This window comes from Poseidonocella sp. HB161398, from assembly GCF_005870025.1.
GTDB lineage: Bacteria > Pseudomonadota > Alphaproteobacteria > Rhodobacterales > Rhodobacteraceae > Mangrovicoccus.
In genome coordinates this window covers 1-25,418 of the sequence record NZ_VATA01000066.1, presented here as the reverse complement: position 1 = coordinate 25,418, position 25,418 = coordinate 1, and the positions used below count along the sequence as shown (strand labels likewise).

At 69.3% G+C, this 25,418-nt stretch carries 23 protein-coding genes and 1 pseudogene; 13 read left to right on the top strand and 11 right to left on the bottom strand.

Annotated features, from left to right (window positions below; all coding sequences use genetic code 11):
* Nucleotides 1-46 precede the first annotated feature (46 nt).
* The 7 genes and pseudogenes from FGX59_RS30255 to FGX59_RS38965 all read left to right on the top strand — a co-directional run bounded on the left by FGX59_RS30255 (nt 47) and on the right by FGX59_RS38965 (nt 6,119).
* Complete coding sequence (locus FGX59_RS30255) at nt 47-412, top strand: group 1 truncated hemoglobin (RefSeq protein WP_138471399.1); 366 nt, start codon at nt 47-49, stop codon at nt 410-412.
* Nucleotides 409-1,458: an adenylate/guanylate cyclase domain-containing protein gene (locus tag FGX59_RS30250; protein WP_138471397.1), complete on the top strand. Its 1,050-nt coding sequence runs from the start codon at nt 409-411 to the stop codon at nt 1,456-1,458. The genes FGX59_RS30255 and FGX59_RS30250 overlap by 4 nt, the downstream gene beginning before the upstream one ends.
* Nucleotide 1,459: 1 nt before the next feature.
* Complete coding sequence (locus tag FGX59_RS30245) at nt 1,460-3,358, top strand: ATP-binding protein (protein ID WP_138471395.1); 1,899 nt, start codon at nt 1,460-1,462, stop codon at nt 3,356-3,358.
* On the top strand, nt 3,355-4,053 hold the full coding sequence (locus FGX59_RS30240) for a response regulator (RefSeq protein WP_138471393.1): 699 nt from the start codon (nt 3,355-3,357) through the stop codon (nt 4,051-4,053). The genes FGX59_RS30245 and FGX59_RS30240 overlap by 4 nt, the downstream gene beginning before the upstream one ends.
* Before the next feature lie 88 nt (nt 4,054-4,141).
* Nucleotides 4,142-4,573 (top strand): globin domain-containing protein, encoded by a 432-nt coding sequence (locus tag FGX59_RS30235; RefSeq protein WP_138471391.1) that lies wholly within the window; start codon nt 4,142-4,144, stop codon nt 4,571-4,573.
* 49 nt (nt 4,574-4,622) lie between these two features.
* Nucleotides 4,623-5,660, top strand: a pseudogene (gene cysK / locus FGX59_RS30230) (cysteine synthase A); the annotation flags it as partial.
* A 36-nt stretch (nt 5,661-5,696) separates the two neighbouring features.
* Entirely contained in the window at nt 5,697-6,119 is a 423-nt protein-coding gene (locus FGX59_RS38965; protein WP_370296393.1) for a glutaredoxin domain-containing protein, read from the top strand.
* 75 nt (nt 6,120-6,194) lie between these two features.
* Here FGX59_RS38965 and FGX59_RS30225 read toward each other — a convergent pair whose 3' ends face one another.
* Both FGX59_RS30225 and FGX59_RS30220 read right to left on the bottom strand, forming a co-directional pair.
* The gene (locus FGX59_RS30225) at nt 6,195-7,643 is read right to left on the bottom strand and encodes an APC family permease (RefSeq protein WP_138471387.1); all 1,449 of its coding nucleotides are present in this window, start codon (nt 7,641-7,643) and stop codon (nt 6,195-6,197) included.
* Nucleotides 7,644-7,706: 63 nt separating this feature from the next.
* Nucleotides 7,707-8,963 (bottom strand): acyl-CoA dehydrogenase family protein, encoded by a 1,257-nt coding sequence (locus FGX59_RS30220; protein ID WP_171060902.1) that lies wholly within the window; start codon nt 8,961-8,963, stop codon nt 7,707-7,709.
* A 187-nt stretch (nt 8,964-9,150) separates the two neighbouring features.
* On the opposite strand from FGX59_RS30220, the gene FGX59_RS30215 reads away from it, so the two are divergent.
* Nucleotides 9,151-9,855, top strand: a complete 705-nt coding sequence (locus FGX59_RS30215; RefSeq protein WP_138471384.1) for a helix-turn-helix transcriptional regulator — start codon at nt 9,151-9,153, stop codon at nt 9,853-9,855.
* Nucleotides 9,856-10,058: 203 nt separating this feature from the next.
* Here the strand turns inward: FGX59_RS30215 and purT are convergent, their stop codons facing one another.
* The 7 genes from purT to FGX59_RS30180 all read right to left on the bottom strand — a co-directional run bounded on the left by purT (nt 10,059) and on the right by FGX59_RS30180 (nt 17,611).
* Complete coding sequence (gene purT, locus FGX59_RS30210; RefSeq protein WP_138471383.1) at nt 10,059-11,240, bottom strand: formate-dependent phosphoribosylglycinamide formyltransferase; 1,182 nt, start codon at nt 11,238-11,240, stop codon at nt 10,059-10,061.
* A 518-nt stretch (nt 11,241-11,758) separates the two neighbouring features.
* On the bottom strand, nt 11,759-12,409 hold the full coding sequence (locus FGX59_RS30205; protein WP_138471381.1) for a flavin reductase family protein: 651 nt from the start codon (nt 12,407-12,409) through the stop codon (nt 11,759-11,761).
* Nucleotides 12,406-13,818 carry a Xaa-Pro peptidase family protein gene (locus tag FGX59_RS30200; protein ID WP_138471379.1) on the bottom strand — a complete coding sequence of 471 codons (1,413 nt, stop codon included), beginning with the start codon at nt 13,816-13,818 and terminating at the stop codon, nt 12,406-12,408. Before FGX59_RS30200 ends, FGX59_RS30205 begins: the two co-directional genes overlap by 4 nt.
* 31 nt (nt 13,819-13,849) lie before the next feature.
* A complete protein-coding gene (locus tag FGX59_RS30195) occupies nt 13,850-14,665 on the bottom strand; it encodes an ABC transporter permease (protein WP_138471377.1) in 816 nt (271 codons plus the stop codon).
* Nucleotides 14,658-15,488, bottom strand: coding sequence for an ABC transporter permease (locus tag FGX59_RS30190; protein ID WP_138471375.1), 831 nt, complete (start codon nt 15,486-15,488; stop codon nt 14,658-14,660). The genes FGX59_RS30195 and FGX59_RS30190 overlap by 8 nt, the downstream gene beginning before the upstream one ends.
* A 14-nt stretch (nt 15,489-15,502) precedes the next feature.
* Complete coding sequence (locus FGX59_RS30185) at nt 15,503-16,540, bottom strand: extracellular solute-binding protein (RefSeq protein WP_138471373.1); 1,038 nt, start codon at nt 16,538-16,540, stop codon at nt 15,503-15,505.
* Between the two features lie 3 nt (nt 16,541-16,543).
* Nucleotides 16,544-17,611: an ABC transporter ATP-binding protein gene (locus FGX59_RS30180; RefSeq protein WP_138471371.1), complete on the bottom strand. Its 1,068-nt coding sequence runs from the start codon at nt 17,609-17,611 to the stop codon at nt 16,544-16,546.
* A gap of 242 nt (nt 17,612-17,853) precedes the next feature.
* Here FGX59_RS30180 and FGX59_RS30175 point away from each other — a divergent pair, with 242 nt between their 5' ends.
* The 4 genes from FGX59_RS30175 to FGX59_RS30160 all read left to right on the top strand — a co-directional run bounded on the left by FGX59_RS30175 (nt 17,854) and on the right by FGX59_RS30160 (nt 21,668).
* On the top strand, nt 17,854-18,558 hold the full coding sequence (locus tag FGX59_RS30175) for a GntR family transcriptional regulator (protein ID WP_171060901.1): 705 nt from the start codon (nt 17,854-17,856) through the stop codon (nt 18,556-18,558).
* Between the two features lie 203 nt (nt 18,559-18,761).
* Nucleotides 18,762-19,682 carry an ABC transporter substrate-binding protein gene (locus FGX59_RS30170; protein ID WP_138471367.1) on the top strand — a complete coding sequence of 307 codons (921 nt, stop codon included), beginning with the start codon at nt 18,762-18,764 and terminating at the stop codon, nt 19,680-19,682.
* 4 nt (nt 19,683-19,686) lie between these two features.
* Nucleotides 19,687-20,508, top strand: coding sequence for an amino acid ABC transporter permease (locus tag FGX59_RS30165; protein ID WP_206078476.1), 822 nt, complete (start codon nt 19,687-19,689; stop codon nt 20,506-20,508).
* Between the two features lie 23 nt (nt 20,509-20,531).
* Complete coding sequence (locus FGX59_RS30160; RefSeq protein ID WP_138471363.1) at nt 20,532-21,668, top strand: sugar phosphate isomerase/epimerase family protein; 1,137 nt, start codon at nt 20,532-20,534, stop codon at nt 21,666-21,668.
* 96 nt (nt 21,669-21,764) lie between these two features.
* Here FGX59_RS30160 and FGX59_RS30155 read toward each other — a convergent pair whose 3' ends face one another.
* Together FGX59_RS30155 and FGX59_RS30150 are read right to left on the bottom strand one after the other, a co-directional pair.
* Nucleotides 21,765-22,379 (bottom strand): hypothetical protein, encoded by a 615-nt coding sequence (locus FGX59_RS30155; RefSeq protein WP_138471361.1) that lies wholly within the window; start codon nt 22,377-22,379, stop codon nt 21,765-21,767.
* Nucleotides 22,380-23,220: 841 nt separating this feature from the next.
* Complete coding sequence (locus FGX59_RS30150) at nt 23,221-24,063, bottom strand: cyclase family protein (protein ID WP_138471359.1); 843 nt, start codon at nt 24,061-24,063, stop codon at nt 23,221-23,223.
* A gap of 179 nt (nt 24,064-24,242) precedes the next feature.
* Between FGX59_RS30150 and FGX59_RS30145 the strand changes: the two genes are divergently transcribed.
* Nucleotides 24,243-24,890 (top strand): TetR/AcrR family transcriptional regulator, encoded by a 648-nt coding sequence (locus tag FGX59_RS30145; RefSeq protein ID WP_138471357.1) that lies wholly within the window; start codon nt 24,243-24,245, stop codon nt 24,888-24,890.
* The last annotated feature ends 528 nt before the right edge of the window (nt 24,891-25,418 follow it).

The following is a 25,418-nucleotide window of genomic DNA, read 5'->3' as shown; positions in this document are numbered from 1 at the left end:
ATTCTTAAAATGGAATGCACAGCCGGTCCGTCTCAGGGGGGAAGCCATGGAAAAGTCGCTCTTCGAACGCTATGGAGGGTTTTCGGTCGTCAGCAGGATCGTGCTCGATCTCTATGACCGGCTTCTCGACGACGACGATGTCGGCCCGTTCTTCGACGGGATCGACATGGCGAAGATCGTCGACCACCAGACCAAGTTCGTCTCGGCGCTGATGGGCGGGCCCGCCTCCTATACCGACGACCAGATCCGCAAGATGCATGCCCATCTGGCGATCTCGGACGCGCATTTCGACACGCTGGCCGCCATCCTGCGCCAGACGCTGGCCGATCACGGCGTGGCCGAGGAGGACCGCGAGGCCATCGTCGGCGCCTTCGCCGAGCGCCGCGCCCTGGTGGTGGAGGCGGACAGGTGACCATCGCGGCGATCAACGAGCATCTCCTGCGGGCGATCGGCGTCGGCGTGGCGCTGCTCGACCTGGGAACGCTGCGGCTGCGCTTCTCCAACGACACGTTCCGCGAATGGTTCGGCGAGATCGAGATCGGAGCCGAGCTGCTCGACCGCTTCGCGGGCTTCGATGCCGCGGGGCTGCGCGCGGGGCTGGAGACCGAGGGGCGCTATGCCACCGAGACGACCTTCCGCCTGCGCCGCCGCACGATGACGGTCGCGCTGGCCTTCAGCCGCGCGCTGGAGGGCGACGAGGCGGTTGCGGTGCTGGTCTGCCAGAACATCAGCCGGATCAAGGAGCTGGAGTCGATGATCGACTCCTACTCGATGATGGTCGAGCGCAATACCCGCGAGATCAAGCGCGAGAAGGAGCAGGTCGAGAAGCTGCTGCTCAACATGATGCCGCGCACCGTCTACGAGGAATACAAGACCTTCGGCGTCGTCACCCCGCGGCTCTACGATCCGGTCTCGGTGGTCTGCATCGACTTCGCGGGCTTTGCCGAGATGGTCGCCACGCATGACCCGGCGGTGATCGTCAGCGAGCTCAACGACATCTACACCGCCTTCGACCGCATCGGCGAGCAGTTCGGCTGCGCGCGGATCCGCGCGGTGGGCGATCTCTACATCGCCGTCGCCGGCCTGCCCGATCCGGCCGAGGACCATGCGCAATCCGCCGCCAATGCCGCCGTGCGCTTCCTGCGCTACCTGGAGCAGCGCAACAGCTCGCACCCGATCCAGTGGAGCTGCCGGGTCGGCATCGCCTCGGGCGCGGTGGTGGGCTCTGTCGTCGGCGTGCAGAAATACATCTACGACGTCTTCGGCCCGGCGGTGATCCAGGCCAGCCGGCTGCGCTATCATGCAAGGCCGATGCGGATCGTCGGCAGCGAGGCGATGGCCCGCGCGCTCGGCAGCGGTTTCACCGTGGCCGAGGCGGGCCGGGTCGAACTGTCGGAAGGCGAGGGCGAGCCGGCCTTCGCGATCGCCGCCGAGCTCCGCCCGGCCGGAGAGGGCTGAGATGGCGGCCGGGGCGGATCCCTCCAACCCCGCGGATCCCGGGCGGGGCGATCTGCTGGGCGACCTGATGGACACGCTTTCCGAGGGGCTCGCGGTCTTCGACGAGAATGCCGTGCTGCTGCGTTTCAATGCCGCCTTCCGGCAGATGAACCCGGCCATTGCCGACATCCTGGCCGAGGGGCTGGAATGGGACATCCTGCTGCGCGAATGGGTGCTGCGCGAGGGGCTGCCGGCCGAGACCGGCGAGCGGCTCTCCTTCATGGAGGCGCGGCTGGCCGAGGGCGACTGGATGGTCACTCCGCTGGAATTCGACGCGGGCGAACGGGCCTGCGAGCTGGTGCTGAAATCGACCGCGGCCGGCGGGCTGGTGCTGGTGCAGAGCGACATCACCGAGCGGCGCGCCTACGAGGAGAATGCCCGCGCCGCCGACCAGCTGGTGCGGCAGGTGCTGGAATCCTGCCCGGCCAATATCATCATGGCGCGGGTCGGCGACGGCGAGGTGATCTACCGCAGCCCCGCCGCGGCCGAGCTGCTGGGCACGGCGCAGCGGACCCATGCGCATTTCGCCTCGCGCGACGAGCGGGCGGATTTCATCACCGCGCTGCTGCCCGAGGGCCGGGTCGACGACATGGCGGTCACCGGCATCCGCGCCGACGGCACGCGCTTTCCCTGCCTGGTCTCGGCGCGGCTGATCCCCTATCGCGGCGAGGAGGTCATCGTTTCGGCCACGGTCGACATCTCCAAGGAGGTGGAGCTGCGCCGCAAGCTCGCCGACCAGCGCGAGCAGATCTTCCAGGCCGAGAAGATGTCGGCGCTCGGCGAGCTGCTGGCGGGCGTGGCGCATGAGCTGAACAACCCGCTTTCCGTCGTGGTCGGCCATGCGCTGATGCTGCGAGAGGAAAGCATCGACGCCGAGGCGCTGCGCCGGGTCGGCAAGATCAGCGACGCGGCCGAGCGCTGCACCCGCATCGTCAAGAGCTTCCTGGCCATGGCGCGCCAGCAGCCCGCGCAGCTGGTGCCGGTCGATCTGGCCGCGACCGCGGAGCTGGCGCTCGACGCGCTCCGGGGCAGCGCCGAGGGCATCCGCGCCGAGGTCGAGACCGCGATTGCCCCGGATCTGCCGATGGTGCGCGGCGATGCCCAGCAGCTGGGCCAGGTGGTCATCAACCTCGTCGCCAATGCCGACCAGGCGATCCGGGACAGCGGCACCGGCGGGCGGATCCGGATGTCGCTGCGCGCGGTGCCCGGACAGGACATGGTCGAGCTGGCCGTCTCGGATGACGGGCCGGGCATTCCCGTGGCGCTTCGCACCCGCATCTTCGACCCGCTCTTCACCACCAAGCCCGCCGGATCGGGCACCGGGCTGGGGCTGGCGCTCTGCCACCGGATCGTCACGGCCCATGCCGGTCGCATCCAGGTCGCCGCCCGCCCGGGTCCGGGGGCCGAGATCCGCGTCAGCCTGCCGGTCACGCGCGAGCTGGAGGCGGCGGAGGCCGCCGGAAACGGCGCCGAGGCCCCCGCGCCGCGCGGCCGCATCCTGGTGATCGACGACGAGGAGGACGTCTCGGATCTGATCCGCGAGATCCTCGAGCGCGACGGGTTCGAGGTGACGGTCGCCGCCTCCGGCGAGGCGGGGCTGGAACTGGCGCTGAGCCGCGACTTCGCGCTGATCCTGTCGGATCTGAACATGCCGGGGCTCGACGGGCGCGGGCTCTACGAGCGGCTGCTGCGCGACCGGCCCGGGCTGGCGCGGCGCACCGGCTTCGTCACCGGCGACACGATGAGCCCGCAGGCCCGCGGCTTCCTCGACGGGGCGGGGCGGCCCTGCCTGGAGAAGCCGGTCTCGCCCGGGGAGCTGCGCCGGCTCGCCCGGACCATGCTGGGGGAGGGAGCCCGATGAGCGACCATGTGCTGATCTGCGACGACGAGCCGGACCTGCGCGAGATGCTGGCCGAGTATCTGGGCAAGCGCGGCTTCCGCACCACGATGGCCGGCAATGCCGCGGAGCTGCGCGCCGCGCTCGAGGCCGCGCGTCCCGACCTGATCCTGCTCGACATCAACATGCCGGGCGAGGACGGGCTGTCGGTGCTGCGCGGGCTGCAGGGGCCCGAGGCGCCGATGGTCATCATGCTGACCGCCGCGGCAGAGGTGGTCGACCGCGTCGTCGGGCTGGAAATGGGCGCCGACGACTACCTTGCCAAGCCCGTCGACCTGCGCGAGCTGGCCTCGCGGATCAAGGCGGTGCTGCGCCGCCGGACGGTCGCCTCCGAGGCCCCCGCGGCAGAGCGCACGCGCTTCCGCTTCGGCCGGGCCTGGCTCGACCTGGAGGCGGCGCGGCTGACCGGCGAGGATGGCGAGGAGCTGCCGCTGACCTCGATGGAGTTCAACCTGCTGAAGCTCTTCGCCCGCAACCGCGGCCGGGTGCTGAACCGGGACCAGATCCTCGAGGGCGCGCATGACCGCTCCTGGGATCCCTATGACCGCTCGATCGACATCCGCATCTCGCGGCTGCGCAAGAAGATCGAGGTCAATCCCTCGAAGCCCGAGGTGATCCGCACCGTGCGCGGGGTCGGCTACATCTACGACCCCGGCTGAAACAACTGAAACCCGCGGACCCGCCTGGCGACACAAGGCGGAAAAGCGGCGGGGGCAAAGTGGCGGCATCAAGAGAGAGGATGCCACCATGAGCCTGACCCAGGACAATATCCGCGACCTGCGCGCCACATGGCCGCTCGTGTCGCGGGACGCGGACGGCATGGCCGCCGCCTTCTATGCCGAGCTCTTCCGCATCGCGCCGGAGCTGCGGCCGATGTTTCCCGCCGATCTGGCGCCGCAGGGCCGCAAGCTGGCCACGGCGCTCGACCTCGTGGTCCGCCATGCCGGCAATCTCGCCCCGGTGCTGGCGCCGCTGCGGGTGATGGGCGCGCGCCATGACGGCTACGGCGTCGAGGCTGCGCATTACGCGCTTGTCGGCCAGGCGCTGATCGCCACGCTGCGCGCCCGGCTGGGCGCCGCCTTCACCGCAGCCGCCGAAGAGGCCTGGGCCACCGCCTATGCCGCCGTCGCCGCCACCATGCAGGCCGGCGCCGCCGAAGCCGCCCGCCGGACCGCCTGATCCCCGAATTCCCAGTCTTTGCAATAACATCATCCAACGGAGATATCCCATGAAACAGCCTTTCCAGAGCATCCTCGAGACCGTCGGCAGCACCCCGATCGTCCGCGTCAACCATCTCGTGCCCGAGGGGGTGGAGCTCTATGTCAAGCTCGAGTCCTTCAACCCGATGGGCTCGGTCAAGGACCGCCTGGCGCTCGGCATCATCGAGGCGGCGGAGCGCGACGGCTCGCTGAAGCCCGGCCAGACGGTGATCGAGGCGACCTCGGGCAATACCGGCATCGGCCTCGCGATGGTCTGCGCCGCCAAGGGCTATCCGCTGGTCGTCACCATGGCCGAGAGCTTCTCGGTCGAGCGGCGCAAGCTGATGCGCTTCCTCGGCGCCCGGGTCGTGCTGACGCCTGCGGCCGAGAAGGGCTCGGGCATGCTGGCCAAGGCGCAGGAGCTGGCAGAGGCGCATGGCTGGTTCCTGGCGCGCCAGTTCGAGAACGAGGCGGGCCCCGACATCCATTCCGAGACCACTGCCGAGGAGATCCTCGCGGATTTCGCTGCGACCGGGCTCGACTACTGGGTTTCGGGCTTCGGCACCGGCGGCACGATGAAGGGCGTCGCGCGGCGGCTGAAGGAGAAGAGCCCGGCGACCCGCATCGTCGCGGCGGAGCCCGACAATTCGGCGCTGCTGGCCTCGGGCGTCATGCAGCCGAACAATCCCGACGGCACGCCCGCCGCCAGCCACCCGGCCTTCCGCCCGCACCTGATGCAGGGCTGGACGCCGGATTTCATTCCGAAGCTGGCGCGCGACGTGATCGAGGCCGGGCATATCGACAAGCTCTGCGCGGTGCCCGGGGCCGACGCGCTGAAGGCCGCGCGGGAGCTGGCGCGGGTGGAGGGCATCCTCTGCGGCATCAGCTCGGGCGCGACCTTCGCCGCCGCGCTGCAGGTGGCGAAGACCGCGCCGAAGGGCTCGCGCATCCTCGCCATGCTGCCCGATACCGGCGAGCGCTACCTCTCGACGCCGCTCTTCGCCGATATCGACGTGGCGATGAGCGCGGAGGAGCAGGAGATCGCCGCCTCGACGCCGCGCTTCCGCTTCGACGCGGCCCCGGCGCCCGCGGCTGCCGCGGCGATGGCAGAGCCCAGCCCGCAGGCGATGGCGGATCTGCAGGCGGCGATTGCCGATCCGGCAGAGCCGGTGGTGATCTTCGCGCTGGAATGGTGCGAGTTCTGCTGGTCGGTGCGCAAGCTCTTCAAGGCGGCGGGGATCCCCTTCCGCTCGGTCGATCTCGACGGGCCGGACTACCGGGCGGAGAACCGCGGGACCGAAATGCGCAAGGCGCTGGCGCAGGTCACGGGGGCGCCGACCATCCCGCAGGTCTTCATCGGCGGCACCCATGTCGGCGGCGCGACGGAGACCTTCGACGCCTTCAATGACGGCCGCCTGCGCGAGATGCTGGCCGCCTGCGGCGTGGCGATGGATGGAACGGGCGTGGGCAATGCCTATGCCTTCCTCCCGGCCTGGCTCCATCCGCGCAAGCCCGTCGCGGCCTGAGCGCGCAAACAGGGACTGCGGTCAAAGAACGGGGGAGCGGCGCCGGCCGCTCCCCCTCGGCGTTTGCTCTGGCCGTCAGCCCTGCGGCATGTCCTCGGTGCTGGTGCCGAGCCGCGCGAGGAGCTGCGGCCGCCGCGCCCGCGCCAGCGCCACATGCAGCGCCGCGAGGACCATGCTGGCATAGAAGATCAGGAGCACGATGCTGCCGGGCGCTGCCGGAACCGGGAAGGTGCTCTGCAGGAAGAACCACAGGAAGGCCAGCACCACGATCCCGCCGATGAGCGCCAGCACCGGGCTGAGCCGGCCGATGCGGCGCAGGTAGCTGAGCATCGCGATCGCCGCCAGGATGTAGGTCGCCCCGACCCAGTAGCCCGCCAGCCCGCCGAGGAAGCCGTAGGTGCCAAAATTGGCGAAGCCGGTCAGCGCAAGCAGCGTCAGCACGGCCAGATCGAGCCCGGCCACGAAGTTGATCGCGCGGGTCGGCGTCTGGTGGCGATGCGAGACCGCGCCGAGGAAGGGCGGCAGGATCTTCTCCCGGCTCAGCGTCATCAGGAGCCGCGAGGCGAAGTTCAGGTTCGCCACGGTCACGCCGAACAGCGCGACGATCACGCCGGGCATGACGAAATTGCTGATGAAGCCGACGCCATAGGCTTCGGCCATCTGCGCCAGCGGGTTCTCGCTTGCCGCGAAATCCAGCCCCGAGCTGCGGAAGCCGATGGTGAAGACATAGGTGAAGACCGCGAAGAGCGCGCCGCAGAAGAGCACCGATGTGATCAGCGCGCGGCCGGTCTGCTTCAGCGGGTTCTTCGCCTCTGCGCCGAGAAAGAGTGCGGATTCGAAGGCCGCGAAGGCCAGGAGCGTGAAGGCCACGCCCTGCGCGATGCCCGAGAAGCTGGCGCCGTCCAGCGACAGCTGCGCCGGATCCCAGAGCGCGCCGGAATTGGCGCCGATCACCACGAAGAGGATCGCGACCATGGCGACGAGCGACAGGATCTCGACGACGAACATCACGATCGCGGCGCCGGCCACGTCGCGCAGCGTGAACCAGAGCGCGACGAGGACGCAGATCATCGAGGTTGCCCAGGTCGTGAACGGACCGGCGGAAATGCCGAGCGAGACCAGGTAGTCGGTCAGGAAGAGGCCGAAGGACAAGGGCAGGATCGGCGCGGAGCCGAGCGCGAAAAGCAGCACCGCCCAAGCGGTCAGCGCGCCGTAGACCGGCCCCGCCTTGGCCAAAAGCGCATAGAGCCCGCCGCTCGAGGCGAAGCGGCTGGCGAATTGCCCGATGCAAATCGCCACGAAGGTCAGCACCGCCGCCGAGATCAGCCAGACCAGCCAGGCGCCGTTGCCGGAGGTGGCGACGACCAGCGACATGATCAGCGCGATCCCGACCGAGGGCCCGATCCCGGCCACCGACTGGGCCAGGAGCCCGATGAAGCCGACCGACCCGCGCCGCAGGCCGATCTGGCCGTCGGCGGTATCCGGCGGGATCTCCGCCGCCTTGTACTCTTCCGCTAGTGACATGATGGTTTCCCTGTTGGTTCTGGTTCTGGTTCTAGTCCGCAGGCAAGGGAAAGCGGAACGCGCTCAGAGCGCGCCGCCCTCGTCGAGATAGGCCGCGCCCAGCTTTTCGGCGAAAATGTCGATATAGGCGCCTTCCGAGTGGCAGCGGTAGACATTCAGGTCGCGCGAATAGCGCTCCATCCGCTTGCCCTCGATGGCGGCATTGGAAGACCCGCTCATCCGGATCATGTGCTCGGCCCCTTCGGCGGCGAGCTTCGCGGCCTGGCCCATCTGGCTGTAGAGCGCGAGGTCCTCCCAATTGGAAAAGGCAGCGCCGCCCGCGGCCTGGCGGCGGCAGAGCCGCTCGAACTGGCGCGCGCCGCCCAGGGTGGCATTGCGCGCGGCCATCGCGCGGGCGATGCCGAGCCCCAGCACCCGCTGGTATTCGTGATGCCGGTCGCGGTCGGTTTCGGGGAAGGGCCAGTGCGCCTTCTTGCCGGTGATCGCCTCGCGGTACTCGTCGACCACGGCCTCGGCGATGCCGGTGACGATCGCCGCCATCTCGCCATGGAAGAAGCCGAGCGCGCGCGAGCCGTACATCGGATTGCCGTGCAGCCTGGCGCCGGGCGTCGCGGCGGAGCCTTCGGCGTCCCACAGATGCAGGTCGGCGACATAGTGCGGCGGCACGAAGGCATCGTCGATGCGGATGCTGTGCGAGCCCGTCCCGCGCAGCCCGTGCACGCCCTTCCAGGTCTCCAGCAGAGTCCAGTCCCTGCGCGGCAGGAGGACCAGCAGCTGGTCCTTCGCCTCGTTGGGGCTGCCATCGGCATCGGCGACCACCGCATGGGCGAGAAAATGCGTCGAGAAGGGCGAGCCCGAGCAGTAGTGCCAGGTGCCCGCCACCCGGTAGCCGCCCTCGACGGGGCGGATCGTGCCGCCCGGCACGTCGCGGGCGGCGGCGATGAAATGGCCGCCCTCGAAGATCTCGTCCTGGGTCTCGCGGCCGAAGAAGGCCGCCGCCTGCAGCACGTGCGAGGCGCCGAGGCAGAAGCCCCAGCCGGTCGAGGGACAGCCGCGCGACAGCTCCATCACCACCCGGTAGAAGGTTTCGACCGAGAATTCGTAGCCGCCATAGGCCCGCGGCTGCAGCGTCCTGTAGAGCCCGGCCGCCCGGATCATCTCATGCGTCTCGTCCGAGCATTGCCCGCGCTTCTCGGTGGCGGCCTGCTCGGCGCGCAGATGGGGGCGCAGCGCGGCGGCGCGGGCCACCAGCATGTCGGGGGTCACCTCCGCCGGGCATGCAGCGGCGGCGTCCGCCGCGAGGGTCGGGACAAGTGTCATCGTCGATCTCCAGAAATCCGCGGCGCGGCGAAAGCGGAAACATGTGCCGCACCTGTGCCAATTCTTCGGGCGGACGGGCCCGGCGGCAATCATACTTCCGGCCGATGCGCGCGCGCCGAGTTGACGGCCGGGCGCCGCGGGCGAAAGCTCGGAGCCGGTCAACGGAGCCCGCAATCGGAGGCTGGTCATGGATTTCCCCGGCGAAGGCAGCGAGCGCTTTGCCCCCATCCTGTCGCTCAGCCGCAGCGTGCTCGGCGGTGCGGCGGCGGTGCTCTACCGGATCGAGGACGACAATACCGAGCGCGAGCTGGCGCGCTCGAGCCTGCCGCCCGCCTTCTCGGCGGCCTATCATGCCGGGCTGAGGGACAGCGATCCGCTATCGGCGGCCCGGCTCTGCCCGGACCGGCGCAAGGTCGCGCTCTTCAGCCGCGAGCGCGAGGCCCTCGGACCCGGCGCGGACAGCCCCTATGCCAGCGCGATGGAAAGCTACGGCTTTTCGGACGCGCTGGAGATGATCCTCTGGGCCGGAGGCGTGCCGGTGATCGGGATCGGCCTCCTCAGCGCGCCGGGCCGCGAGGGATTCGGCGACCGTCAGCTCGATCTGGCACGGTCGATGCAGGCGCATTTCGAAACCATGATCCTGCACACGCCGCAATTCCGCCGCGATGTCGCCGAGCGGCTGTTCCTGCGCCGCTACGGCCTGTCGGAGCGGGAGATGGAGATCGTCCGGCTGATCGCCGAGGGCGCGACCAATGCCGATATCTGCGACATCCTCGACATCCGCCTGCCCACGGTGAAGACCCATGTGGCCCGCGCCTTCGACAAGATGGGCGTCGACACCAGGACGGCCATGGTCTCGCGCTACCTGCGCGCGGAGACCTGGCTGAGCTGAGCGGGCGCGCCGGAGGCGGCACTGGCGGGCCAGCCGGGCCTCCCGAGGGACGGGAAAATGTCGCGGATCCCCGGGCGGGATGCCCCGCTGCGCGCCGCGGGCCGAAGTCGGCCGGCACTGTTCAGCATCGCCGGACGGGCAGGGCGCATGGTCCCGCGGCCCGACCGGCCCGGGAACCGCGCCGACGGCCCCGCGGCCCGGTCCTAGGACTCGTAGCGCAGCGACACCTTGGCGGCCGCTTCGCGGGCGGCGGCGCGGGCGGTGTCGGTATCGCCATCCGCAGCGAGCGCCAGCGCGACGCCCATGCGGCGATAGGGGCGGGTGACCGGCTTGTTGAAGATCCGCAGGTCGAGATCGATGCCGGGGGCGGAGGGCTGCAGCGCCCCGGCCATGCCCTCGACATGGAAGTTCCCGCTGTCGCGGTCGGCCAGGATCACCGCCGAGGCGGCGGCGCCGTAGTGGGCGGGCCCGGGGATCGGCAGGCCGAGAATGGCGCGGACATGCAGGTCGAATTCGCTGAGATTCTGCGAGATCAGCGTGACCATTCCGGTGTCGTGCGGCCGCGGCGACAGCTCGGAGAAGATCACCTGGTCGCCTTTCACGAAGAACTCCACGCCGAAGAGGCCGTAGCCGCCGAGATCGTCGACCACCGCCTTGGCCATGGCCTGCGCATCGGCGATCGCCTGGGGGGACATGGCCGCGGGCTGCCAGCTTTCCTGGTAGTCGCCGCGCTCCTGGCGGTGGCCGATCGGATCGCAGAAGACGACGCCCTCGCGGGTGCGCACGGTCAGCAGGGTGATTTCGTAGTCGAAATCGATGAAGGCCTCGACGATCACCCGCTGGCGGTCGCCGCGCATGCCCTCGACCGCATAGGCCCAGGCGGCGTCGATGCCCTCCGCGTCGCGGATGGTCGACTGGCCCTTGCCCGAGGAGGACATCACCGGCTTGACCACGCAGGGCATGCCGACCTCGGCGACCGCGGCGCGCATCTCCTCGAGGCTCTCGGCATAGAGGAATGTCGAGGTCGGCAGCCCCAGCTCCCGCGCGGCCAGATCGCGGATGCGGTCGCGGTTCATGGTCAGCTGCGTGGCCCGGGCGGAGGGGACCACGGTGAAGCCGCGGTCCTCGACCTCTTTGAGGACTTCGGTGCGGATCGCCTCGACCTCGGGGACGATGAAATCGGGCTGGTGCTTGTCGATGGCCGCGCGCAGCGCGTCGCCGTCGAGCATCGAGAAGACTTCGGCCCAGTCGGCCACCTGCATGGCGGGGGCGCCGGCATAGCTGTCGCAGGCGATCACCTCGGCGCCAAGGCGCTTGGCGGAGATGACGACCTCGCGGCCCAGTTCGCCGGACCCGAGGAGAAGGATTTTTGCGCTGGCGGCCATTGTCGAAGCTCCTGTGCTCGCAGACTGGGGATGCGTCGCCAGCTGGGCAAGCGACCGTGTTCAGAGGGCCCGTTCATGGGGGAGGGGCCGGACGGATGCAAGCGCTGCGGTGGAAACGGGCGCGGAATCGCGGCTGCCGCGCGGGGCCCGGGCCTGTGCGGGCGGTCCGCGGAGCATGGACCTGCTGGCGCCTGCGGCGGGGCGGAGCGACCGGCGGAGCGGCCGCTGGCGGCCTGCGGGAGAAGACCGCGCAGTGCAGGCGGCAGAGGGCGGCCCGGCGGCGTCTCCGGCGCTGCCGACTCCGGAAGGGAGCGGAGCCCGGCTCCGCGACGGCAGAGCTGGCGCGTTCCCCGGCATCGCCCGGGCGGCGCGCCGTCCGGGGGCGACCCCGCCCGCCGGAAAAGCCCGGGGCCCGTCACTTCCCGGTTCTGCCCCGCGCGGGGAGGGGGGAGCGGGGCCGCCGCCCGGTCCGGCGGGGCGGGCGGGGCGCAGTCCCGGTGCGGCGGGCCGGATGCGTTCTAACGGTCGCCGGAGCCGTCGAGAGCGAGGAACTGCTCCAGGGTCGGCGTCACCCGCTCGAACTGGTCGAGCTGGCGGGCGTAGAGATGGCCGCCGAGGCGGCCGACCGCGTCGATGCCGATCTGGTCGACATGCATCGTCTCGGGATCGACCAGCGTCTCGCGGACGAACATCCGCTTGACCTCGCCCAGCACGATGGTGCGCGCCGGGCTGACCGGCACGGTCTGCATCAGCTTGCACTCGAAGGCCGCGGGCGCCGCCAGGATGCGCGGGCAGGAGACGGCCTCGCCCGGCGCGGTCTCCAGCCCGGCAATCGCCAGCTCGTCGACATCGGCGGGGAACTTGATCGAGCAGATCTCCATCTGGTCGACCAGCGCGTGGTCCGAGATATGCACGGTGAACTCGCCCGTCGCCAGGATGTTCGCCGCGGTGTCCTTGGGGGTGCCGTCGGGCTTGTGCTCGATCCCCACCGCCATGACCGCCGGGTCATGGGTGAGGATGTTGAAGAAGCTGAAGGAGCCGGCATTGGGCGTGCCGCCGGGCGACAGCGTGGTGATCAGCGCGATCGGGCGCGGGATCACCGTGCCGATCAGCAGCTTGTAGCGCTCTTTCGGGGTCAGCTCCGCGAAATCGAAGGCGCGGGACGTCATGCTGCCACCCGGTGGGTCTCGAGCGGGGTGTGGCGCGAGAGGTTCTCGAACCCGTCGGCGGTGACGACATACATGTCGCCGATATTGCAGCCGGCCGATTGCGGCTCCAGCCACTGGGTATGCATCACGAAGACCATGCCTTCCTCCAGCTTGTCGTAGTTGTGCGAGGAGATGTTGAAGGCATTCTGTCCGCCTGCCATGCCGACCGAATGTCCCAGGTTGGGATTATGCGGCCCGGCCACCGCCGGATAGACATGCATGAGCATGCGCCCCTGCGCCTCGTAATCGGCATCGGGCACGTATTGCCGCCGGATCTCGCGCGGGCCGCCATCCGGGGCAGTGGACCAGTTGTAGGGCATGGTGCGCGCCTCGGCATCGCCGAGCATCCCGGCATCGACATAGCTTTCGAAGGCGGCGTTGTTGAGGTCGCGGAAGAGCGTGCCGGGGCGGATCAGCTTTTCGGCCGCCTTGACGCCGCGGGTGCAGGCGTCGAGCACCAGCTCCTGCCGGGCGGTGAGTTCGCCGAAGGCGAACATGCGGGCGGTCTGGGCGGTGTAGCCCTGGTAGGTGACGTTCGAGACATAGAGGTTGCCCAGGTCGCCGGGCCGCATCCGGCGGCCATAGGGCTTGCCGCAATGGGTGCCCCATTCATTGGCGCCGATCTGGTAGCCGTCGCCGGTCTCGCCGCCGCGGGCCATCTGCGCCATGGTGAAAGCGGCGTAGATCTCGTAATCCGTCACGCCCGGACGGGCCACGTGATAGGCCGCCTGGGTGGCAATGCTGATCAGCTGCGCGGCGGAGCGGAAGCAGGCGATCTCGGCTGCGCTGCGGTTGCGCTGCATCCGGTCGAGGATGCCGTGCTGGTCGGTGAATTTCGCCCCGGGCATGGCGGCGGCCAGCGCGGCGCGGAAGGCGGCGGAACGCTTGTCGCCGATGAAGCCGATGCTGCCGCGGCCTGCGCCGATCTCGCCCAGAAGCTTCACCGTGGCCTCGATGGTCTTGGCGCCGCTATCGCCCGGGATGTCGGCATATTCGCGGCCCACCGCGCCGATCTGCAGGATGCGGTCGATGCCGACCGGCTCGCCGCCCGGCGGCAGGATCACCGACTGGGTGAAGAACGAGAGCAGCACCGGCTCCTTGTCCTCGTCCATCGGGATGACCAGCACGCCCTCGCGCATCCAGTCGCAGAGATAGCGCAGATAGGCATGGGCCGCGTGGAACCAGCCGACGCTGTCGCAATGGACCACGATGGCGTCATGGCCCGCCGAGACCGCCTCGCGCTTCAGCTTGCGCATGCGCTCGGCATATTCGGCAACCGGGATCGGGCCCGCGGGGATGAAGTCGAAATCGGGGGTGAAACCGCCGAGCAGGCGCTCGATCGGGGCGGTGGCGGGAGCATGCGCGTTCATGGGGTGGTCCTTTCGTGATGCTTGCGGCGGCTCAGGACGAGCTGCGGCCGCCGAAGCGCTGGAGCGTGACGAGGAGTAGGGCGGCGGCGAGGATCAGGAGGCCGGAGACCGCGGCGACCCGCCCGTCGAGGCTTTCCTCGAGCATGGCGAAGAGGCGCAGCGGCAGCATGGTCCGCCCCGGATCGCCGAGGAAGAGCGTCACCGAGACATTGTCGAGCGACTGCATGAAGACGAGGAAGGCGCCCGCCAGGATGCCGGGGAGGATGCCCGGCAGGCTGACCTTCAGGAAGGTGCGCCCGCGCGAGGCGCCGAGCGTGGCAGAGGCCTCCTCGAGCGCCGGGTTCATCCGCTGCGCCAGCCCCAGCACGGTGCGGAACATCAGGGGCGCGAAAACCGCGGCATGGCCGATCAGCACTGCGATGAAGGAGGGGCCGAGCCCGAGGAGGCTGAGCGCCAGCAGCGCGGCCAGGGCGTAGACCAGGCTCGGCAGGACGAGGGGGGCGAGCAGCACCGGCTCCACCGACCCGGCGAAGCGGCGGTTGGCGCGGGCCAGCGCCCAGGCGGCGGGGGCGGTGATCAGCGTCACCAGGACGACCGTCGAGAGCGCCACTTCGATCGAGTTCCAGGCGGCGGTGTGGATCGGGCCGGACTCGGCCGGGTCGAGCAGCATCTGGTACCAGCGCAGCGAGAATCCCTTGGGCGGGAAGGCCAGCGTCGAGCCAGCGTTGAAGGACATGACCAGCGCCAGGATGATCGGGCCGATCATGTAGATCAGGACGGCGAGCCCGCCGCCCCAGACGAAGATCCAGTAGAGCAGAGTGGAGAGGCGGTTGCGGAACTCAGCCATGACCTTGCAGCCTTTCGTGACGGGCCAGCATCGTCAGCCCCAGCATGATGACGCCGGTGGATGCCAAGAGGAGGATGGAGATCGCGGCGGCCATCGGCCACTGGAAGAGGACGCCGACCTCGCGGTAGACGAATTGCGGCAGGTAGATCAGGCGCGCGCCGCCGATCACGCTCTGGGTGACATAGGAGGTGGTCGCCGAGGCGAAGACCAGCACCCAGCCCGCCAGCACCGCGGGGATGATCTGCGGGAAGATCGACGAGAACCAGGCGCGCCAGCGGCCGGCGCCCAGCACTTCGGCGGCTTCCAGCGTCTTGCGGTCGGCGCGGTTGAGCACCGAGAAGACGGGCAGCAGCAGCAGCGGCATCTCGATCTGCACCAGCGCCATGACCAGTCCCGTCTCGGAGAACAGGAAGGAGATCGGGCGCTCGGTCAGGCCGAGGCCCAGGAGCGTCTGGCTGATCGGCCCGTTGCGGCCCAGAAGCACCACCCAGGCGAAGGTGCGCACCACGTTGGCGGTCAGCATCGGCAGGAGCGTGCAGATCAGGATCAGCCCGCGCAGCCGCTTGCCGCCATGCCAGTAGAGCATGACGAGCGGCAGCGCGGCGAGGCTGACCCAGGCCGTGACCTTGGCGCCGAGCGCCAGCGTGCCGGTTAGCACGCCGCGCGCGAACGGGTCGGAAAGGAAGGCCGCGAAATTGCCGAGGCCCCAGCTTCCGTCCTCTCCGTGCAGGCTGATCCCGGCGAGCAGGACCAGCGGAGAGATGAAGAACAGCACCATGAAGGCGATCATGGGCCATGCCAGAAGGGTGTCTTTGCGGATCATCGCGGCCGCTCCGGTCAGAGGACGACGAGACGGTCGAACGTCTCGGTCCATTCGGCACGGTGCCTGTTGATCGCCTGCCAGTCCGGATAGACGGCGTTGGCGACCTGCTCGGGGGTGACGAATTGCGAGACGACCTCGGAATAGGGCACGGTGGTGTTGGTGGGGATCATCGCGGTCGGCGGTTCGGCCAGCTCGACCTGCGCGGCGGCCGAGATCGCCGCATCCATGTAGGCATAGACGCCGTCGGGATTCTGCGCGCCCTTGACCATGTGGATCGTCACCGGCACCGAGGGCGAGCCGGTCTCGGGATGGGCGAATTCGCAGGGCAGGCCCAGTTCGCGCAGCTTGGCGACATTGCCGGTCGAGGCCATGAAGACGGCGATCTCGCCCTGCTGGTACATGGTCATCTGGTTCGACCCCGAGGTCGCGATCGCGCCGACTTTCGGCAGGTATTCCTCCAGCAGGTCGAAGACCGGCTGCATGTTGTCGTAGCTGCCGCCATAGGCCTTGTTGATCTCGGTATAGGCCATGGTCGCGGTGTTGGAGCCGAAGCCGATCAGCGCGAGGTTGTACTCGTACTGCTTGTCCTCGAAGAGCGCGCGGTAGCCCGAGGGCTTGTCGACGACTTCCGGATTGTAGGCGATGCCGTTGACCTCGATGGTCACGTTCGGCCCCCACTCGTTCTGCGCGGCCGGCGACAGCAGATCCCAGTTCTTCAGCCGCGACGGGTCGATCTTCTCGATCAGCCCTTCCCGGATCAGGATGTCGCTCTGGCCCGGCGACACCAGCAGCGCGTCATAGGGCGGCTGGCCGGGGCTCGCCATCAGGCGCGCGATCTGGTCCTGCGCCAGCGACGGCGCGATGGTCAGGCCGTAGCCCGCCTTCTCGACCATCGGGGTCAGGATGCTGCGGTAGGCGTCTTCCCAGCTGCCCGGGAAGGTCGCGGCGACGACATTGCCGCTTGCGGCGAAGGCGGGACGGATCAGCGCGGGGGCGGCCAGGGCGCCGAGGCCTGCAAGGGTGAAGGCGCGGCGGGAAAGAGTGGCGGTCATGGATCAGGCTCCGGTCTGGATGGCGGGGAAAAGGTGGAGGCGGGAAGCGTCGGGGACCAGCCAGATGGCATCTCCCCTGGAGGGGCGGGCGGCACCGTCGCGCAGGATCTGCGCCTTGAGCGCGGTGCCGTCCGCCAGCGTGGCGTCGACCGACAGGAACTGGCCCATGACGGTGGCGCGGTCGAAGCGCGCTTCCATCGCCCCGGGCACGGCCGTGGCGGAAAGCGCGAGGTTCTCGGGGCGGCTGGTGACGGTCACCCTGCTGCCCTGGGTGAAGTTCACCGCGCGGTTAAGCGCGATTTCCGTGCCCTCTTGGGTGGTCACGGTGCCCGGACCGGTTGCGGTCGCGGTGATCCGGTTGGCATGGCCGATGAAGCCGTTGACGAAGAGGCTCGCGGGGCGGTCGTAGATTTCCTCGGGCGTGCCGACCTGCTCGACCCGGCCCTCGTTCATCACGACGAGCTGGCCCGCGACGGCCTGCGCCTCTTCCTGGTCATGGGTGACCATGACGGTGGTGATGCCGACATCGTCCTGCATCCGCACGAGTTCGGCCTGCAGCTCGGCGCGCAGCGCGCGGTCGAGCGCGCCGAAGGGCTCGTCCATCAGCAGCGCCGCCGGGTCGGTGGCCAGCGCGCGGGCCACGGCGACGCGCTGCTGCTGGCCGCCCGAGAGGCTCGGCGGGAAACGGCTGGCGAAGGGCGTGAGCCGCACGAGGTCGAGAAGCCGGGCAACCCGCGCCCTGCGCTCGGGCTTCGGCAGATGCGCGAGGCCGTAGGCGACATTCTCGGCCACGGTCATGTGGGAGAAGAGCGCGAAATTCTGGAACACCATGCCGAGGCCGCGGTTGCGCACCGGGACGCTGGTCAGGTCGCGGCCGTTCAGCAGGATCTGCCCGCGATCGGGGGTGATGAGCCCGGCAATCGCGCGCAGGATCGTCGATTTTCCGCAGCCCGAGGGCCCCAGCAGCGCGACGACCCTGCCGTCGGGAACTTCGAAATTCACGCCATGAAGCACCTGCTTGCCGTCATAGCTGTGATCCACGTTTCTGATCTGCAGGCCCGTCTGTGTCATCGTATCGTTGCCCCGCTGTGCTTGCGAACTGGTGTGAGTCGAGTGATGTGGGCGACGAGTTCGAAAAACAATACGAAAATAGTTGCGAAAGTTTGTGCGGATATTGATCGGCACAAATTTGTGCATATCCTGAGGGTGTGCGACCATGATGGGCGCAAATGAAACGGCATCTTGCCCTCAAGCCGGTCCGGGCGCTAAATCCCGGACCACTCCGACGAGTTTCCAGAACGGGTTTCCCTCCGATGAAAGATGACGCGACTCAGAACGACGATATTTCCGAAGTCATTTGCGCAACTCTGCGCGCGGCGATCTTCGAAGGCGCGCTGAAGCCGGGCGACAAGCTGAAGGAAGACATCCTGGCCAAGCATTTCGGCACCTCGCGCACCGTGGTGCGCGGCGCGCTGTCGATGCTGGCCCAGCAGAACCTGGCCGAACGGCGCCGCAACCACGGGACCTTCGTCGCCACGCCCTCGCCTGCGGAGGCACAGAACCTGCTAGCAACCCGCCGCGTGCTGGAGATGGCGGTGATGGCGGCGCTGCCCGGCCATCTGGGCAAGCCGGAATTCGGCAAGCTCGCCAGTACGATAGAGACCGAGACACGGGTTCATTCCGGCACGGATGCGGTCGCCAAGAAGCGGATCGCGGGCGATTTCCACAATCTTCTGGCCGGGTTCACCGGCAATGACGTGCTTCGCGCGATGCTGGAGAACGTCCTGACCCGGCTGTCTCTGGTGAATGCGCTCTATGAGAAATCCGCGGGCTGCTCCTGCGGGACGACCTTCCACGAACAGATCCTGGCGCATCTGGAGGGCGGCGATTTCGAGGCGGCCGCCACGTCGATGGCGGTGCATCTCGACGACATGGAATCGGCGATCACCTTCGACAAGGCCGCGGCGGAGACGGACGAGTTCCTCGCCATCCTCCAGCGCATGACCGAGACGCCCTGACTCGCGGCGGGCGTTCGCGCTCCGCCCATTTTTGCACCAAGCCGACTATCCCGCAGGCGCCGACGGGCCGCAGGACACGGCTCGGCACATCTTGGCGCAAATCTTGCGAAGAAACTTTCGAAAGTTATTGCGAACAAAATCCGATGACGTGATCCAGAAGCCAGACCGCCGGAAACGGCCAATCAAGCGACAGGGACCACGACATGCAGACGATCAGGACACTGGCACTCGGAACCGCACTGGCCGCCCTTCTGGGCGCGGCGGCACAGGCCCAGGGCGCGGCCGAGGTGATGGAGGCCTCGCCGGAGATCGCGGCGCTGCCGGGCGTCGCGCCGAACCCCGATCTCGCCGCGGCGCTGCCCGAGGCGATCCGTTCGGCGGGCGTGCTGAAGGTCGCCACCGACCTGACCCCGCCGATCAGCTTCTTCGACGAGTCGGGCAGCCTGATCGGCATCGATGCAGACATCGCCGCGGCGCTCGGCGTGATCCTCGGCGTGGAGGTGCAGATGACCGATCTGGGCGCGGGGGCGGGCATCGTTCCCGCGATCCTGTCGCGCCGCTTCGACATGACCATCTCGGGCATCAATGACGATCCCGAGCTGGAGAAGCAGGTCGACGTCATCGACTACATGTACGACGCGACCACGATCATGGTGGCGCAGGGCAACCCGCTGGGCATCGCCTCGATGGAGGATCTCTGCGGCAAGCGCGTCGCCGTTCCGGTCGGCACCTTCCAGAACCGTCTGGTCACCGCCTTCGCCGAGGACTGCCCCGAGCCGATGCAGATCATGTCGCTGCCGAAGATGCCCGACGTGCTGCAATCGGTGCGCTCGGGCCGGGCTGACGCGACCGTCAACGGCTATGCCACCAGCGTCTACACGACCGAGAAGCAGGTCGGGAAGGGCGTCGGCCTCGAGGCGCTCCCGGATATCCGCCTGGCGGTCGGCTATCTCGGCATGCTGACCTCGAAGGAGAACCCCGAGCTGCGCGACACCGTCGTGGCCGCGCTCCAGCAGATGGTCGATGCCGGCGGCTACAAGGCGATCATGGAAAAATGGGGCCTCGGCCCGCTGGCCGTCGAGACCGTGAAGGTCAATGACGCCGCAAGCATGCCCGTGGAGTGAGTCCGTGCCGTCGGACGCCTCCGGCCGCCGCGCCCCGCCCGTCGCCATCCGAATGCGCTGGGGCCAGGTTGCGACCGGCTCGGTCGCCATCCTGCTGCTGGCGGCGCTCGCCTGGCTCGTCGCCCAGAGCCAGAGCATCCTCTGGGGAGAGATCCCCGGCTACCTCTTCGATCCGCGGATCCTCGCGGGGGTGGTGCTGACGCTGGAGCTGACGGCAGGGGCGATGGCCTTCGGCATCGCGGCGGGCTGCATCCTCGCCGCCATGGCGATCAGCAGCAACCCGGTGCTGCGCGCCATCGCCGCCGGCTTCGTCTGGTGGTTCCGCGGCGTGCCGCTGATCGTCCAGATCTTCCTGTGGTACAACATCGCGCTCTTCGTGCCGCGGATCGGCACGATCGACGTCAACATGCTGATCACCCCGGCGCTGGCGGGCTTCCTGGCCCTCGGGCTGCACGAGGCCGCCAACATGACCGAGATCATCCGCGCGGGCCTCAAGGCGGTCGATCGCGGCCAGCGCGAGGCGGCGCAGTCGCTGGGGCTGAAGCCCCTGCAGACCATGCGGACCATCATCCTGCCGCAGGCCGTGCGGCTGGTGATCCCGCCCACCGGCAACCAGGCGATCGGCATGCTGAAGGCCTCGGCCATCGTCTCGGTGATCGGCATGCGCGACCTCCTGACCATGGCGCAGCAGATCTACGCCGCCAATTTCCTGGTCATCGAAATGCTCTTCGTCGCCTCGATCTGGTATCTGGGCATCACGACGGTGGCGTCGATCGGCCAGCATTTCCTGGAAAAACGCTTCGCGCCCAAGGGCCGCGGCGACTGAACGACACCGAAGGAGACCACCCCGTGAAACTCGGCATCGACTGGCAGAAACTTCCCGAAGCGACGACGCGCGGCCCGATGGCCAGCCTGGAGCATGTGCGCGATCTGGGGCTCGGCGGGATCTTCTTCCCGACGCTTCTGGACATGAGCCCGGCACTCGACCGCGGCTTCCTGCGCGAGCTGCGCGCCCGCGCCGACGAGCTTGGCCTCTATCTCGAAGCCGGGCTGGGCAAGATCAACCCCTATTGCAGCGCCGAGGCGCCCGAGCTGCGCGCCGCGGGCAATGGCGACATCGTCGCCGGGCTGACCCGGATGATCGAGCTCGGGGCCGAGATCGGCCTGCACGAGCTGTGGATCTCGCCCGGCAACTTCAAGGGCCAGTTCCCGGGGCGGCTGGCCAATGACCGCTTCCGCACCGATATCGACTGGGACGACCAGCTCGAGGCGATGGCGAAGGTCATGCACCGCATCGCGCCCGCGCTGCGCGCCCATGGCTCGCACATGAACATGGAGACCCATGACGAGATCACCTCCTTCGAGATCCTGCGCCTGATCGAAGCGGTGGGCGAGGACGTGACCGGCGCGGTGTTCGACACGGCGAACGGGCTGCAGCGCGGCGAGCATCCGGTCTGGGCCGCGCGCCGCCTCGCCCCCTTCGTCCGGCAGACCCATATCAAGGACGCCTATGTCGGCCGTGCGCCCGGCGGGCTCGACTTCCAGGGCCGTCCCTGCGGCGAGGGCATCGTCGATTTCGCCGCGATCCTGCCGGTCCTGGCGGAGGCCAATCCGGAGCTGAACCTCTCGCTGGAGATGGCCGCCTCCTGCGCGGACAAGCCCCGCGCGGCGAACCCGCGGCAATGCATCGAGATCGCCGATCCGGCCTGGCGCCGCGTCCATCCCGACCTTGGCGCCGAAGAGCTCGAGGCCTACATGGCGCTGGTCGACAGCTACGAGACGCGCGTCGCCTCGGGCGAGATCGAGGACTGGATCGCCTACGAGACCCGCAACTTCGGCTATCCGGACTATGCGGAGCAGAGCTACGGCTTCGACGCCGCCATCGCCTATATCCGCAAATCGGCTGCCCATATCCGCAGGATCTGCGCGGACGCGGGCCTTCATCTGGAGGCGCCCCGGCCGGCCCTGGCCGCGCTTCCGGCCTGACACGCCGCGCGGTGCCCCGGGCCGACGGCCTTCGGCGCCGAAGCCGGTGCAATGCGACGCCGGCAGATCGTCGGCGGCGCCCGGGCCGGGCAGGCTCTACGGCGAGACATCCGGGGCCGCGACACAGGGAAATCGTCCCGGATTGTCCGCGACCGCACCCCGAAGCGGCCGGCTTCCGGCCAGCTCCCGGCGGGTTGCAGAGGAGGTGCCGGCAGGGTGGGCGAGGGCGCGCGTCTCCTGCTGCGCTGCTTCGTTCCAGATGACCGGCTGCACGGCGTTGTCGCATGCGCGCACAGCCTGGGGGCCGCGACGGACGGCAGTTGGGCTCCGCGCGGGCCTTCCCCGCACCCGCATTTCTTCAAGGGATGCTGCTCTGCCAACCTTGAAGCGGGGGAGGCGGATCTCGGCGCCGCCGCCCCGGTCGCGGAACGCGTTTCGATCATCCAATGCGGGAGGCGGAAACCGGTCCGTCTCGAGATCGCCGAAGGTGCCCGGAAGGGTGAGGCCGGGCTGATGGCCGCGCGGCATGGCGGCCGCCTCCGATGATGCCGGACCGCGAAGACCCGCCTCGCGCGACGCATCATCGGCCATGCCGTATGGGTGCATCACCGTTTCGATCCCGGCCTGCGCGGCGTGGCGGATCTCATGGGCCCGCGCGGTGCCGCGGTTTCCCGCGAAACGAACCGCGACCGGGCCGGCTGCTTCGGCCATCGGGTGCCGCCGGCATCCGGATGGAGGGCAAGGCCCGCTGGCTGCGGCGTGCGGCGGATGCGGCGGGGATGTCCTTGTCCGTCCCCGGCGCCACGCGGTGGCCGCAAAGCGCCATTTTCGCGCGCTGTCCCAGCGCTGGGGCATGCCGCGTGCCCTCCTTGCCGGCAAGCCCGGTTCACGCGCGGCCGCGAAAGCCGGAAGTGCGTCCTGCGTCGAGCATTGCGAGCAGAAGGCCTGGACAACCCCGCCGGGGCGCGCCACCGCCACATGAGGCGGTGCGAGAAGGTCGTGGGACAGTTTAAGTCCTCGCGCTCGTGCCCAGCGGCCCGCCAAGGTTCACGATCAGGCCACCGCATTGTCCGGACCAAAACGCCATCATCTCTCCATCACGCCCGGTCAGGGGGGCCGACCGGTTGACCGGAGGCGCCGCCTGGAGGGCAGCCTGAGCAGCCGCCCTTGGGAAGCGGTTGGCAACCTGGCAATGCCATCCACCGGGACTCGCGGCGATGCCGGATCGGGCCGCTCGGACAGGCCGGGTCATCGTCCGTGATCGCGGCCCTCGGGCCAGAGCCGGACAAGGCGCACGGGCGGGCCGATGCGTGTCGTAGCCCCGACGGTTCCCGGGGCAGTGGATCCGAGCTTTCGGGATCAGCGGGGAGCAGGAAATGATTTTCTCGATGCGGACGCATCCCGCCAGTCTCGCGGTCGCTCCGCAGCGGCAGGGACGGACCCGCAGATGGCCGGCGCGCCGGGAACGACGACCGCCGCAGGCGCGGCATGTCCCCGTTCCGAGCGCAGGTGGCTGCGGAGAGGCCGGTGCCGCCCGCACCGGCCTGCGCGCTCAGTGAAAGGCGACGATGCGGGAGGGACCGCCGCTGGCGCCCTCGACTTTCGGCCCGCCGACGAAAAGCCAGGCCCCGGCCTCGGGCACCGTGTCGAGAGCGGCAAGGCATTCCGCCCCCCAGCGGCCGGATCCGAGCCACGCATAATGGACCGGAAAATCTCCGGCGAGGCCGCGGTCGAGCGACAGCGTGTCGACGCCGATGCCCTTCACGGAGCGCGACTCGATCAGCATTGCCGCCGCGTCCTCGTGGAAGCCCGGCGTATGGTTCTGCCCGTTGCCGTCGCGCCCTGCAAAGCGCGGCGCGCGCAGATGCGCCGCCCAGCCGGAATTCATCACCACGCAGGCGCCTTCGGGGATCTCGCCATTGCGCGCCTCCCAGGCGGCGATGTCCTCGGGGGTCAGATAGGCATCGGGGTCGTCGGCCGCCTTCTGGCGGATGTCGATCACCGCAAGCGGGCAGAGCAGGTCCGTGACCGGGATCAGGTCCGCGGTCAGCCCGTCCTCGGAGAAGTGGATCGGCGCGTCGAGATGCGTGCCGGTATGCTCCATCAGCGTCCAGCGGTTCAGGTTCACCCTGTCCTTGGCCCAGGTGACCGGATGCTCCATCTCGAACCACTTGTCGCCGGAGAAGGTCGGAAAGCCCTCGTAGAGCGTATGGGTCATGTCCGTCACTTCGCTGAAGGTGACGGGGCCGGCGGTTGCGGCGCGGGCGGCGGCGGGCCGGGCAAGCGATCCGGCGGCTCCGGCGGCGGCGCCGAGGCCGAGCGTGAAGCCGGCCTTCAGCAGCCCGCGGCGCGTGGCGTGTTCGCAGATCCGGTGCAGGCAGTTCGGTGGGCACATGGCCGCTTCTCCTCCTCGATCGTTCGGCAGACGCCGGCGCCTCCTTGCGCCAGGCCGCTGCGGGAGCGGCCCCGCCGCTCCCGGCGCCAGATTGTCCGTTCCGGTTAATTTGAGTCAAGGCTTTTCACGGCGGCGGTTTCCCGGCCATGATCGGCAGGGGATCGGGCGGAACGGAGACGATGGACGAAGGTCAGAGGCAGAAGGGCTGGAAGCAGGATCCGGCAGGCGTGCGGCAGAACATCCTGGCCGTCGCGACCGAACTTTTCGCGCAGGCCGGACTGTCCGGCACGCGGATCGAGGAGATCGCGGCCCGGACGCGCACCTCGAAGCGGATGATCTACTACTATTTCGGGAGCAAGGACGGGCTGTACCTGCGCGTGCTCGAAGCCGCCTATGACAAGGTGCGCGATGCCGAGAGCGAACTTGATCTCGCAGGCCTGCCGCCCGAGGAGGCGCTGGCCCGGCTGGTGGCCTTCACCTTCGACGGCCATGCCCGCAATCCGGGCTTCATCCGGCTCGTCATGATCGAGAACATCCACATGGCCGAGACGCTGCGCCGCTCCGACGCGGTGCGGGCGCATAACGCAAGGGCGATCCGGCTGCTGGAGGAGCTCATCCGCCGCGGCGAGGCGGCCGGCGCGTTCCGGCCCGGGCTCGACGCCACGGTGCTGCACTGGGAGATCAGCGCGCTGTGCTTCTTCAATGTGTCCAACCGGCCGACCTTCTCGGCGATGTTCGGCGACGCGCTGTTCCGCGGCGACGGACAGGCGCTGCTGCGCGACCGGGCGGTCGAGATGGTGCTGGCGACCGTGCGGCCCGGGCCGTGAGCGGCATCCTCCCGGACAGCTTTCCGGCAGGGGGGGCGAACGGGATGAGGGCGGCCTGGCTGCACGGCGTCTCGCCGCGGCAGAGACGGGCGGAGCGGATCGCCTGCATCCGGGGGGCTGGCCGATCAGCGCATCGAGCATCCTGTCGCGGGATGGCCGGCGCCGCATCGGGGCGGATGCGCGGGTGACGAAGGTCTCATGGTCCTCCGGTTCCGGCATATGCGCGTCGGCGCCCCCGGAAAGCTTCTGCCCGAGCGGTGGTCATCCGTCTGGGCTCTGATGCCCGGGGGAGCCGCTGGTTGCGGGGCGGGGCCCGACCCGGCTGCCGTTGGGGCGCTGTCCCCGGGGTCCGGGCGGTCGGGCCAGCGTGTTTGTCCGGCCTTTGGCATGTGGGTTGCGGAGTGGGGCCCGACCCGGCTGCCGTTGGGGCTCTGTCCCGGGGTCCGGGCGGTCGGGCCAGCGCGTCTGTCTGGCCGCTGGCATGGCGGTGGCGGGGCGGGGACCGGCTGCTGTCGGGGCGCTGTTCCG